13 protein-coding genes are annotated in these 11,941 nt (G+C 73.3%); 7 read left to right on the forward strand and 6 right to left on the reverse strand.

Annotated elements, in window-relative coordinates; translation table 11 throughout:
• Window positions 1-87 precede the first annotated feature (87 nt).
• Window positions 88-756 carry a DUF2461 domain-containing protein gene (locus tag AC2H4J_RS19445; RefSeq protein WP_487466548.1) on the reverse strand — a complete coding sequence of 223 codons (669 nt, stop codon included), beginning with the start codon at window positions 754-756 and terminating at the stop codon, window positions 88-90.
• On the reverse strand, window positions 753-1,355 hold the full coding sequence (locus AC2H4J_RS19450; protein WP_487466549.1) for an N-acetyltransferase family protein: 603 nt from the start codon (window positions 1,353-1,355) through the stop codon (window positions 753-755). Before AC2H4J_RS19450 ends, AC2H4J_RS19445 begins: the two co-directional genes overlap by 4 nt.
• Window positions 1,356-1,463: 108 nt before the next feature.
• Between AC2H4J_RS19450 and AC2H4J_RS19455 the strand changes: the two genes are divergently transcribed.
• The gene (locus tag AC2H4J_RS19455) at window positions 1,464-2,693 is read left to right on the forward strand and encodes a winged helix-turn-helix domain-containing protein (protein ID WP_487466550.1); all 1,230 of its coding nucleotides are present in this window, start codon (window positions 1,464-1,466) and stop codon (window positions 2,691-2,693) included.
• 6 nt (window positions 2,694-2,699) lie between these two features.
• Here AC2H4J_RS19455 and AC2H4J_RS19460 read toward each other — a convergent pair whose 3' ends face one another.
• Together AC2H4J_RS19460 and AC2H4J_RS19465 are read right to left on the reverse strand one after the other, a co-directional pair.
• Window positions 2,700-3,524 carry a DUF4097 family beta strand repeat-containing protein gene (locus AC2H4J_RS19460; RefSeq protein WP_487466551.1) on the reverse strand — a complete coding sequence of 275 codons (825 nt, stop codon included), beginning with the start codon at window positions 3,522-3,524 and terminating at the stop codon, window positions 2,700-2,702.
• Window positions 3,525-3,553: 29 nt separating this feature from the next.
• The gene (locus tag AC2H4J_RS19465) at window positions 3,554-4,036 is read right to left on the reverse strand and encodes a toxin-antitoxin system HicB family antitoxin (RefSeq protein WP_487466552.1); all 483 of its coding nucleotides are present in this window, start codon (window positions 4,034-4,036) and stop codon (window positions 3,554-3,556) included.
• Between the two features lie 76 nt (window positions 4,037-4,112).
• Here AC2H4J_RS19465 and thyX point away from each other — a divergent pair, with 76 nt between their 5' ends.
• Window positions 4,113-4,865: an FAD-dependent thymidylate synthase gene (gene thyX, locus AC2H4J_RS19470; protein ID WP_487466553.1), complete on the forward strand. Its 753-nt coding sequence runs from the start codon at window positions 4,113-4,115 to the stop codon at window positions 4,863-4,865.
• Here the strand turns inward: thyX and AC2H4J_RS19475 are convergent.
• Window positions 4,852-5,352: a ribonuclease E inhibitor RraB gene (locus tag AC2H4J_RS19475; protein ID WP_487466554.1), complete on the reverse strand. Its 501-nt coding sequence runs from the start codon at window positions 5,350-5,352 to the stop codon at window positions 4,852-4,854. The two genes, thyX and AC2H4J_RS19475, sit on opposite strands and share 14 nt — an antisense overlap.
• Window positions 5,353-5,466: 114 nt before the next feature.
• On the opposite strand from AC2H4J_RS19475, the gene AC2H4J_RS19480 reads away from it, so the two are divergent.
• Genes AC2H4J_RS19480 through AC2H4J_RS19500 form a run of 5 tightly spaced genes read left to right on the forward strand, consistent with a single transcriptional unit; the run spans window position 5,467 to window position 9,966 of the window.
• A complete protein-coding gene (locus tag AC2H4J_RS19480) occupies window positions 5,467-6,288 on the forward strand; it encodes a thymidylate synthase (RefSeq protein ID WP_487466555.1) in 822 nt (273 codons plus the stop codon).
• On the forward strand, window positions 6,285-6,791 hold the full coding sequence (locus tag AC2H4J_RS19485; protein ID WP_487466556.1) for a dihydrofolate reductase: 507 nt from the start codon (window positions 6,285-6,287) through the stop codon (window positions 6,789-6,791). Before AC2H4J_RS19480 ends, AC2H4J_RS19485 begins: the two co-directional genes overlap by 4 nt.
• 9 nt (window positions 6,792-6,800) lie before the next feature.
• Complete coding sequence (gene dapA, locus AC2H4J_RS19490; protein ID WP_487466557.1) at window positions 6,801-7,700, forward strand: 4-hydroxy-tetrahydrodipicolinate synthase; 900 nt, start codon at window positions 6,801-6,803, stop codon at window positions 7,698-7,700.
• Entirely contained in the window at window positions 7,697-9,397 is a 1,701-nt protein-coding gene (locus tag AC2H4J_RS19495) for a ribonuclease J (RefSeq protein ID WP_487466558.1), read from the forward strand. Before dapA ends, AC2H4J_RS19495 begins: the two co-directional genes overlap by 4 nt.
• Window positions 9,394-9,966 (forward strand): DUF1697 domain-containing protein, encoded by a 573-nt coding sequence (locus AC2H4J_RS19500; RefSeq protein ID WP_487466559.1) that lies wholly within the window; start codon window positions 9,394-9,396, stop codon window positions 9,964-9,966. Before AC2H4J_RS19495 ends, AC2H4J_RS19500 begins: the two co-directional genes overlap by 4 nt.
• Here AC2H4J_RS19500 and AC2H4J_RS19505 read toward each other — a convergent pair.
• Complete coding sequence (locus AC2H4J_RS19505) at window positions 9,938-11,872, reverse strand: prolyl oligopeptidase family serine peptidase (RefSeq protein WP_487466560.1); 1,935 nt, start codon at window positions 11,870-11,872, stop codon at window positions 9,938-9,940. The two genes, AC2H4J_RS19500 and AC2H4J_RS19505, sit on opposite strands and share 29 nt — an antisense overlap.
• Window positions 11,873-11,941: the final 69 nt, after the last annotated feature.

The raw sequence follows: 11,941 nt of genomic DNA on the forward strand, positions 1-11,941 counted from the left end.
GGCCCCTTCGTCGTCCCCGGAAACAACGGCCGACGGCGGTTTGTGCACTAACCGTCGCGGCGGTTAGTGCACAAACCGCCCCCGCGGTCAGCGGCCGCGGGGGCGGGGTTCCTTCGTGGTCGCGCCCACGTTGTCGGCGAGCCAGGCGTTCAGCGTCCGCAGGTCACGCCAGGCGGTGCGGACCTCGTCGAGCGCCCGGCGCTGGTGCAACCAGTCGGTGGGCTCCCAGTCCCGGCTCGCGTGCAGCGACTTGTGCTTGAGCAGTTCGAGGCGCTCGGCGTCCGCGGAGTAGCCGGCGGGTACCCGGATGAGTTTCTCGCCCCGGATCTCCCAGCCCGAGCCGACCAGCCGGTTCACCTCGGCCTCGAGGCGCGGACCCTGGACGGAGTCGGCAACGGCCCGCCGGTACCGCGCCACCTGGTCGCTCTCCAGGCGCCAGCTGCCTCCCGAGACGTGCAATCCATCGGCGGAGATCTGCAGGTACCAGGCGCCCGTGCCCTGCCCGTCGGCGTGCACGACGGCGCCCTGATGTGTCTTGTACGGCGTCTTGTCGTTGCTGAAGCGGACGTCGCGGTAGGGACGGAACACTTTCGCCGTCCCGAACTCCGGCGCGAGTTCTTCCAGCAGGGCGAGCAGGGGTGCTCGGACGTGGGCCTCGTAGGTGGCCTTGTGCTGAATCCAGTACGTCTTGGAGTTGTCCGCCTCCAGGCCTTCGTAGAAGACCAGCCCCTCGTCCGGGAAGCCCTCGAAGCTCACTGCCCGTTCCCTCTCATCTCGGTCTCCGCTCCGAGGAGCGCATGCCAACGGACCTCGCGCAACGGCTCGTCGCCGGTGTCGAGCGTGCGGGCCCACCCGTCCGGCGCCCATCCCGCCGACTCGTAGAAGTCCGTGGACACCGCGTCGGTCTCCAGCAGCCACACCTGCAGCCGTGCGGCGCCGGCCGACTCGGCGAGGTCCGCCACCGCGGACAGGAGCCGGCTGCCATGGCCGCGGCGGCCCCAGCGCGGCTCCACCAGGAGGGTGGAGACCTCGGTGGTCGGTCCCGCCGGGTCCTGCTGCTCGGCGCCGGTCAGCTCCGGGGGCGCGAACGCGGCGAAGCCCACAGCCGTCTGCCCTTCGAGCGCGACGAGGACCCCGTGGCCCGGAGTGGGCGGTGAGGCGATCGCGGCGTGCCAGGCGGCGGTGGCGGTCGCCTCGTCCCAGTCGTCGAGCACCTCGCGCGGCAGCACACCGCGGTACGCAGTCCGCCAGGTCACCGCCTGGATGCGGGCGATCTCGGGGGCGTCGGCAGGACGGGCCGGGCGCACCGACACATCCGCCGTCCCGGTCATCCGGGGGAACGGGGAGGGGTCCACCCGGGCAGCGTAGGTGGCCGGTACCCGGGGACCGCGCGGCCGTCCCGGTCGAGCCCGCGACGACGGCCCCGCGAGAGAATGTCGCACCCGCCGGGCAGGATCTTCCCCGTGAGCGCCAGCGACGTCGAGCAGCTGCCGGCCGCCCTGGCCCGGCGTATCGCGCTGGCGGCCCAGGGGTTCGCCGAGCCGCGCCCGTCGTCCGTCGTCGGTACGCGGCAGCTGCGCCGCACGACCGATCGGCTGGCCGTCGTCCAGATCGACTCGGTGAACGTCCTGTCGCGGTCGCACTACCTGCCCGCGTTCAGCCGGTTGGGCGCCTACCCCCGTGCTGCGCTCGACGAACTCGCCTCGCGGCGCCGGCACCTGTTCGAGTACTGGGCGCACGAGGCGTCCTACCTGCCGGTGCGCCTGCAGCCGCACCTGCGCTGGCGCATGGCGGCCGCCGAGCAGCACGCCTGGGGCAACATGGTGCGGCTCCAGCGGGAGCAGCCCGGGTACATCGCGGAAGTTCTCGACCGGGTGCGCGCAGAGGGGCCGCTGAAGGCCAGCGAGCTCGCCGAACCGAGGCCCCATCGCCCCGGCACGATGTGGAACTGGCATGCCGGCAAGGTCGCGCTCGAGTGGCTGTTCTTCACCGGCGCCCTGACCGCCCGTACCCGGACCGCGGGATTCGAGCGGGTCTACGACCTGACCGAGCGGGTGCTGCCACGCGAGATCGTCGATGCGCCGACTCCCGAGCCCGCCGATGCCGTGCGCGAGCTGGTCCGTACCGCGTCCCGGGCGCTCGGGGTGGCCACCGAGCGCGACCTCCGCGACTACTTCCGGCTGCTGGTCGCCGGGGCCCGGCAGGCGATCGCGGAGCTGGCGGGCGCCGGCGAGCTCCTGCCGGCCGCGGTCGCCGGCTGGGGTGCGCCGGCCTGGCTGGATCCGCAGGCGCATCGCCCGCGGTGGATCCGGGCCCGGGCCCTGCTCAGCCCGTTCGACTCGCTGGTCTGGGAGCGCCCGCGGGTCGAGCGGATCTTCGGCTTCCGGTACCGGCTGGAGATCTACACGCCGGCGCACAAGCGGGTGCACGGCTACTACGTGCTGCCGTTCCTGCTCGGTGACCAGCTGGTCGCCCGGGTCGACCTCAAGGCCGATCGGCAGGCGGGCGTCCTCCGCGTGCAGGCCGCGCACGGAGAGGAGGGCGTCGACCGCCCCCTGGTCGCCGCGGCGCTGGCGGACGAGCTGCGGCTGATGGCCGACTGGCTGGAGCTGGAGGACGTCGACGTGCTCGACCGCGGCGACTTGGCCGCCGATCTCGTGCGTGCCACTGGTGGCGCGGCCATGGCCGGCTGAGCGAGGTCAGACCACGGGCGCCGGGCAGGTGCGCCCGATGCGGATGCGGCCGGACACCGACGAGAGCGCGATCGTGAGCTCGGGCGTTCCGCCGGCATCGCCGTCCTCCGCGGCGAGGTCGGAGTTCATCCGGCCGGAGACGCTGTGCAGGTCGAGCCACACCCGTCGGCCGGGGGGCACGCCCACGGAGATGTCGCCTGACGCCGTCTGCGCCTGGACGACCTCGCCCGCGGCCGCGCCGACCGTCACGTCGCCGGAGGCGGTCTTGACCGTGGTGGCGCCGCCGGCGTGCTCCACGGAGACGTCGCCGGAGGCGGTGCGCAGCTTCAGCGGACCGAGCCCCCGGCCGATCCGGATGTCTCCGGACGCCGTCGCGAACGACCCCTGGCCCGTCAGGGTCGCGACACGGGCGTCGCCACTGGCCGTCCGCACCTGCACCTGAGTTCCGCGCTCGACACCCACGTCGCCGCTGGCGGTCATGATCTCCAGCTCGCCGAGGGCGCCGGTCAGTGCCACGCCGGCGGAGGCGGCCGCGATCCGGACCGCAGCCTCGGGCGGCGTGCTGATCCGGACGGCGAAGGCAGGCGTGCGTAGCAACCGCCGCTCGGGTACCGCGACCCGCAGCCGGGCGGGCGAGCTCGCGTCACCCTCGCGGAGGTCGATCTCGACCCGGTCGAGCAACTCCTCGGCCCTCTCGTCGAGCGCCTCGACCCGGACGGTGAGCTGGTCGGCGCCCTCGAGCGCCTCGACGGTGATGGAGCCGGCGGCATTGCGGACCTCGATCCGCGGCGAGGGGCCGGCGACGACGGGAACCTGCTGGTACACGGACATGGCGGCCTCTCCTGGGATGGACATGGCGATCAGCTGCGGGCGAACCCGGTGTAGCGACGTGGTCCGCGTCCGGCGGACGGCGACGGCGGGGGCTCGCGCAGCGCGGCGGTGACCGCACGGACGAGCCAGGTATTGAGCGAGTTCCCGGACGCGGCGGCCGCCGCCTCCGCGCGCGACTTCAAGCCGTCCGGCAGGCGCAGGCTGATCCGGGCGGTCGAGCCGTCGTCCGCCGTCGGCTCGTCGACCGGCTCGCCCGGCGCCGGGTGCTCGGCCGGCACGACGACGACCTCGGGGTCGCGGCCCCGGACACGGATGTCGACCATGGCGACGCCCTCGAGGGCCGCGGTCACCTCGGCGGCCATGGCGGCGAGCGCGTCGGTGACGGTGAGCCGCACGGCCGGCTCCATGACGTCGGACAGCAGGCGGGCCGTCTCCCGAGCCTGCTCGCCGCCCGCTGCGGCAGCCGCCGTGAGGGAACTGCGCAACACCTCGACGTACTCGGTGAGGTCCATGACACCATCGTGACATCAAAGTGATGCCATAGCAAGCGTCATTCCGACGCCACGATCACCGCCGTAGTCTCGGCGGGTGCCCGAGATCGCTCCGCTCCGCGTGCAGGTCGTCGCCCAGACCCGGTTCAGCGCCCCGGCGGACATCCCGTGGGACACCGACGCCGAGGGTGGCCAGGCGCTCGCCGAGTTCGCGGGCCGCGCGTGCTACCAGGCCTGGGAGAAGGTCAATCCCGCCACGGCAACGAACGAGGGCTACCTGCGGCACGTCCTCGAAGTCGGCCACCTCGCCGTCCTCGAGCACGCCTCGGTGACCATGTACCTCACCGGTCTGTCCCGCTCGCTCGCGCACGAGCTGACCCGCCACCGGCACTTCTCCTACAGCCAGCTGTCGCAGCGGTACGTGCCGCAGGGGGACGCCACCTTCGTCGAGCCGGCCGTCATCGCCGAGGACCCCGCGCTGCACGACGAGTTCCTCGCCGCTGCGGATGCCGCGCTGGACGCTCATCGTCGCCTGCTGGGGGCGCTCGCCACGGGGCTGGACGGCGTCCCGAACGCGACCCTGCGCCGCAAGCAGGCGCTCCAGGCGGCCAACTCGGTCCTGCCCACGGCCACCGAGACGCGGATGGTCGTCACCGGCAACTACCGCGCGTGGCGCCACTTCATCGCCATGCGTGCCAGCGAGCACGCCGACGTCGAGATCCGCCGGCTGGCCCTCGCCTGCCTGCGCGAGTTGCAGCGGGTCGCGCCGAACGTGTTCCGCGACTTCCGGATCAGCGCGCTCTCCGACGGCACCGAGGTCGCCGCCAGCCCGTACGTCACCGAGGGCTGATCCCCGCCGCCGATCCCCAGCCCCCGTACGTGCCGCCGTGCTCCGCGGCCAGGCCGCGCAGCCGGCGGACGTGGACGTCGAACTCCGCGGACAGCGGCAGTTCCGACGTCCGGACGGCGACCTGCCACCGGACCGCACCGTCGTACGCCAGGCCGTCCACCTCGACCGGGTCGCCGCCGATACCCAGCGCCGCGGCGAAGTTGCGCGCCGCCGCCTCGTGGGCGAAGCCCACCAGATGGTCGGCCTGACCCGCGCCAGCGAGCGGGGCGTCTTCGCCCACCCGAACGCGCAGCGCCTGGTTCAGCTGGGCAAGCAGGAGCCGGAGTTCGGGCGGTCCGTCCCCGGCGGTCAGGACGCCGGCCGACCGCAACCAACCGATCAGGTGGTCGACGACGTGCTGGTCGAGGTCGCCCGCGAGCAGGTGCCCCTCGAGCACCGCGGTGAGGCCGATCAGCGCGGTCGCGTGCCGGTCGCCGTCGGGAGCCATCCAGGCAGCGTCGGACGTCCTCGGGGCCGGGGCAAGAGTTCACCGCGCGGGTCGGTGGTGCGGGTGGGTCACGCGACTCCCGGACCGTCGGTGGCCGCCCGTACCCTCGGGCGCGTGGGCCACCATGACAACGCAGCACCGATCGACACCCAGTACGAGGACCTCCTGCGGCGCGTCCTGGAGCAGGGCACGCCCAAGGCGGACCGCACCGGCACGGGCACCGTCAGCCTGTTCGGCGAGCGCCTCCGGTACGACCTCTCCGAGCGCTTCCCGCTGGTCACCACGAAGAAGGTGCACTTCCGCTCGATCGCGGTGGAGCTCCTCTGGTTCCTGCGCGGCGACAGCAACGTCGGATGGCTGCGCGACAACGGCGTCACCATCTGGGACGAGTGGGCCGCACCCGACGGAGAGCTGGGGCCGGTCTACGGCGTGCAGTGGCGGTCGTGGCCCACGCCGGACGGCGGCCAGATCGACCAGATCGGCGCCCTGCTGGACACGCTGCGCTCCGACCCCGATTCGCGCCGGATGATCGTCTCGGCCTGGAACGTCGCGGCGCTGCCGGACATGGCGCTGGCGCCGTGTCACGCGTTCTTCCAGTTCTACGTCGCCGACGGCCGGCTCTCCTGCCAGCTCTACCAGCGCAGCGCGGACATGTTCCTCGGCGTCCCGTTCAACATCGCCAGCTACGCCCTGCTCACCCGCATGATCGCCGACCAGGTCGGGCTGCGCCCCGGCGACTTCGTCTGGGTGGGCGGCGACTGCCACATCTACAGCAACCACACCGAGCAGGTCCGCGAGCAGCTCTCCCGCGAGGTCCACCCGTTCCCGACCCTGGAGCTGGCCCCCGCGCCGTCGCTGTACGACTACACCTTCGAGCACTTCACGCTGCACGACTACGACCCCCACCCCGCGATCCGGGCAGCCGTGGCGGTGTGAGTGTCCAGCTCATCTGGGCGCAGGCGCACAGCGGTGTGATCGGTGCGGACGGCGCGCTGCCCTGGCACCTGCCCGAGGACATGGCGCTGTTCCGCCGCCTCACCACCGGCTCCACGGTCGTGATGGGCCGCCGGACGTGGGAGTCACTGCCCGAGCGGTTCCGTCCGCTGCCGGGACGCACCAACGTCGTCCTCACGTCCGATCCGGAGTGGTCGGCGGACGGCGCCACCCGCGCCGCCTCGGTCGAGGAAGTGCTGGCCGAGCACGAGGAGCCCTGGGTCATCGGCGGCGGCGCCGTCTACACGGCGTTCCTGCCGCACGCGGACCGGCTGGTCGTCACCGAGGTCGACCTCGAGGTCGACGGCGACACGTGGGCCCCCGAGATCGGGCCGGGATGGACGCGGACCGCACGCACGCCGGACGGCGGCTGGGCGACGTCGACGACGGGACTCCGGTACGCGGTCAGCGAGTACGCGCGGGTAGCAGTCGGCCTCGCTGAGTAGATTCTCCCCATGACCACCGACCCCGTCCGGCCGTTCGGGCGCGTGCTCACGGCCATGGCGACGCCGCTGGCCGAGGACGGCTCGATCGACCTCGCCGGCGCCCAGGAGCTCGCGGCGCACCTGGTCGACCGTCAGGCCCACGACGGCCTGGTCGTCCTGGGCACGACCGGGGAGTCTCCGACGATCAGTGACGGCGAGCAGCACGCCGTCCTCGAGGCCGTCATGGACGCCGTCGGCGACCGGGCGACCGTCGTGGCCGGAGTCGGCACCAACGACACCGCGCACTCCATCGAGAACGCCCGCTCGGCCGCGCAGCTCGGCGTCCACGGCCTGCTCGTCGTCACGCCGTACTACAACCGGCCGAGCCAGGCCGGGCTGATCCGGCACTTCACCGCGGTCGCCGACGCCACCGACCTGCCGGTGATGCTCTACGACATCCCGCCGCGGTCGCAGGTGCCCATCCACGTGGAGACCCTCGTCCGCCTGGCCGAGCACCCGAACATCGTCGCGGTGAAGGACGCCAAGGGCGACCTCGGGGCGGTGGCGTGGACGCTGGCCCGCACCGACCTCGCCTACTACAGCGGGGACGACGTCCTGAACTTCCCGCTGCTCGCGCTCGGCGCGGTCGGCGTCGTCAGCGTCGTCGGCCACATCGTCGGACCGCGGCTGGCCGAGCTGATCGCGGCCGTCGAGTCCGGCGACCTGGTCAAGGCCCGGGCCGTGAACGAGAGCCTGCTGCCGGTCTACGCCGGCGTCATGGGCGCCGGTCAGGGCGCGATGATGATCAAGGCGGCGCTCAAGCTGCTCAACCTCCCGGCCGGCCCGGTGCGGCCGCCCCTGGTCGACGCGACCCCCGAGGAGGTCGCGCAGCTGCGGGTCGACCTGGCCGCCGGCGGCATCGGGCTGTGAGCGGGCAGGCCACCCAGCCGCACCTCGACCTGCAGGTGCCACCGCCGCTGCCCGCCGGCGGACTGCGCGTCATGGCGCTCGGGGGCCTGGGCGAGATCGGCCGCAACATGGCCGTCCTCGAGTTCGACGGACGGCTGCTGGTGATCGACTGCGGCGTCCTGTTCCCCGAGGCCGAGCAGCCCGGCGTCGACCTGATCCTCCCCGACTTCGGGGTGATCGAGCACCGCCTCGACGACATCGACGCCGTCGTCCTCACCCACGGGCACGAGGACCACATCGGCGCCGTGCCGTACCTGCTGCGCATGCGTGGCGACATCCCGCTGGTCGGGTCGCGGTTCACGCTGGCGCTGGTCGCGGCCAAGCTGCGCGAGCACCGGATCGACCCGACGCTGGTCCAGGTCGCCGCCGGCGACGACCACGTGGCCGGCCCGTTCCACTGCGAGTTCGTCTCGGTCAACCACTCGATCCCCGACGCGCTCGCCGTCGCCGTGCACACTCCGGCCGGCACGCTCGTCCACACCGGCGACTTCAAGATGGACCAGCTGCCGCTCGACGGCGTGCTCACCGACCTCGGCGCCTTCGCGCGCCTCGGGCTGTCGGGGATCGACCTGCTGCTCGCCGATTCGACCAATGCCGAGGTGCCCGGCTTCGTCACCCCGGAACGCGCGATCGGGCCGGTGCTCGAGGACGTGTTCCGCCGGGCGACCCAGCGGCTGATCGTGTCCAGCTTCGCCAGCCACGTGCACCGCATCCAGCAGGTCCTCGACGCCGCCGCGATGCACGGGCGCAAGGTCGCCCTGGTCGGCCGCTCGATGGTCCGCAACATGGGCGTGGCCCGCGACCTCGGGCTGCTGCACGTGGCGCCCGGCCTGATGGTGTCCCTCGACGAGGCCGCCGCCATGCCCCCCGAGCAGGTCGTGCTCGTCTCGACCGGTTCGCAGGGGGAGCCGCTGTCGGCGCTCGGCCGCATGGCCCGCGGCGAGCACAGCCAGGTCACCATCGAGGCGGGGGACACCGTCGTCCTCGCGTCGTCGCTGGTGCCGGGCAACGAGACCGCGGTCTACAAGGTGATCAACGGACTTGCCCGGCTCGGGGCCACCGTCGTGCACAAGGAGACGGCGCGGGTGCACGTGTCCGGGCACGCCCCGGCGGGCGAGCTGCGCACCCTGCTCAACGTCGCCAAGCCGCGCTACCTCATGCCCGTGCACGGGGAGTGGCGGCATCTGCGCGCGCACGCCGCGCTGGCCGAGGAGACCGGCATGAGCCGGGACCGGGTCCTGCTCGCCGAGGACGGCGTGGTCGTCGACCTCGTCGACGGCAAGGCCTCGATCGTGGGCAGCGTGCCGATCGGCAACGTCTACGTCGACGGGCTGAACGTCGGCGACGTGGGGGAGGAGTCGCTGCAGGCGCGGCGCATCCTCGGCGACGAGGGCTTCGTCGCACTGACGGTCGTCATCGAGCTGTCGACCCGGACGATCGTGCGCGACCTGCACCTGTCGACGCGCGGGTTCTCCGACGACCCGGCCGCGTTCGACGACGCGGTGCGGCTGGTCGAGGAGAACCTCCGTCGGGCGCTCCAGGACGACGAGGTCGACCCGCACCGCCTCTCGCAGGTCATCCGCCGCACCCTCGGCAAGTGGGTGAGCGACACCTACCGCCGCCGGCCGATGATCATCCCCACCGTCCTCGAGGTGTGACCGGCGGCCCGGCGATGCGCTACGTCGGGCTGGTGCGCAACGTGATGCTGGGCCGCGAGGGCCTGCGCCGCGACGTCCTTCTCCGACTGGCGGACGAGGCGGGCGCCCGGTCCGCCGCGTCCCACCTGGCGACGGGCAACCTGACGTTCGAGACCGATCCCGCGCAACTGGACGCCGTCGTGCGGCGGCTCGAGCACGACCTCGCGGAGGTGATCGGGCGCCGGGAACCGGTGGTCGTGCGGACGGCGGCCTGGATCCGCGCATTCACTGCTGAGGAACCCTTCGCGGGTCATCCGGGGGACCGCTGGGAGATCGCGGTCGCCTTCCTACCCCTGGACACGACGCCGCTCGATCCCGCCCGGGTGCCCCGGATCGACGGTCTCGAGGCGGTCGGCGTCCGGCCGCACGAGTTGGTCATGGCCGGCCGCCGTGACGTCCGGCGGCCGGGCGCGACCTACCTGCTGCCGCCGCCCTGGAGGCGGGTGGCGACGACGCGGGCCTGGAGCACCGTCCGGCGGCTGGCCGCCGTGGGGGAGCGGCTCAGCCCCGGACCACGTCGATCGGGGTGATGCCCTCCTCGGCCGGCAGGTCGAAGCCCCACACCTGCGCGTAGAAGGACAGCTCGCCGTCCAACGCGGCACGGATGTTCTCCGCCTTGCGGAAGCCGTGCTGTTCCCCCGCGAACAGCAGGTAGGCGTGCGGCACGCCCTTCTCGGCCAGGGCGGCCACGATGGCCTCGGCCTGGTCCGGGGGCACCACCGCGTCCTCGTCGCCCTGGAAGACCGCCAGCGGGGTGTCGAACGAGTCCACGTGGTTGATGGGGGAGCGTTCGTCGTAGACCGCCCGCCCGGCCGGCCAGGGCGCCACGAGCCCGTCCAGGTAGCGCGACTCGAACTTGTGCGTCTCGGCGGCCAGCGCCCCGAGGTCGGCGACTCCGTAGTGGCTCGCGCCGGCGGTGAAGACGCCCGGCCGCATGCTGAGCGTCGCCAGGGTCGTGTACCCGCCGGCCGAGCCGCCACGGATGGCCATGCGCGCCGGGTCGACCCGGCCGCTGTCGGCGAGGAAGCGGGCGCAGGCGACCACGTCGTCGAGGTCGAGGACGCCCCACCGGCCCTGCAGCGCGTCCCGGTAGCGGCGGCCGTAACCGGTGGAGCCGCGGTAGTCGACGTCGGCCACGCAGAAGCCCCGCGACGTCCAGTACTGCACCTCGACGTTCAGCACGGGCACGGCGTTCGCCGTCGGTCCGCCGTGCACGACGACCATCAGCGGCGGGAGCACGCCGTCGGCGAGGGACACGTCCGGGTTCGCCGGCGGGTAGACCAGCGCGTGCGCGACGCCGATGCCGGTGCCGCGGTCCTCGGTCGGGAACGTCACGTGCTCCGGCTCGGAGAACCAGGCCGCATCGAGACCGAGGACACGCGCCGGGCGGAGGATCTCCGACTCCCCGCCGTCCACGTCCACGCGCAGTACGACCGGCTCGCTCGCCGGGCCGCCCGCGACGCACACCACCTGCGTCCCCTGGGCCCGGAGGCACCGGAAGACGCCGAACGGCAGGTCGAGTTCACGGATGCTGCCGTCGGCCTCGAGGACGGCGAGCCGGTCGGCGCCGTCGCGGCCGTAGGCGAAGGCGACGCGCCCGTCCGACAACAACGCGAACCGGCTCTGCCCGAACACCCACTGGGGACCGGCGATGTCGCCGCCCACGTCGACCACCAGTTCCGGCGCTTCGTGCGGCCGCTTGCGGTACAGCGACCAGAAGTCGGTGCGGTCGCTGAAGAACCACAGCGCCAGGTCGTCGCCCCAGACCGGCTGGACGACGGACTCCCCGCGCCCGCCGGCGATCACGTGCTCCGAGCCGTCGGCAGCGCGCACGACCAGTTGGGCTGCGTCCCACGGCATGTCCGGGTGGTTCCACTGCAGCCACGACAGCGTGACGCCGTCGGGCGCGAGTCGCGGGTCGGAGACGAAGTCCGGGCCGGAGACCAGCACCTCCGCGCCGTCGGGGGTCACCCGCACGATCTCGTTGACGACGTCGACGGGGCGGTCGCCCTCGGCGTGGGTCTCCCGGACCGCCAGCAGACCGTCCGGCACGAGCTGGAAGTCGGCGTGGCGCACACCCGACCGGACCGCGGGCTCCGGCGTCACCGCGACGGGGGCGTCGCTGCCGGGGTCGAGCCGGTACAGCCGCTGGTCGCTGAACTCGGTGAACCACAGCGTGCCCTCCGACACCGTCCAGGCGCCGCCGCCGTACTCGTGCACCCGGGTGCGCGCGTTCCAGGGGGCGGGCAGGACGTCGGTCAGCGTGCCGTCCGCCGATCGCCGGACGATCACCGAACGGCCGCCCTCGGCCGGCCGCGACTCCGACCACCACACGTCGTCTCCGTCGACGACCACCTCGCCGAGCCGGGCCGCCGCCCGGACGACGAGCTCGGAGGTGATCGGTGTGGGCCAGCCGCCGGGGGTGGGGAACGTCATGTCTGTGACGTTAGGTGGCCGGAGATCGGAGCGGGACACGAGCCCCGGCCTGCGGGGTTCGGGCGGAGA

This window comes from Blastococcus sp. OS1-29 (assembly GCF_057628075.1).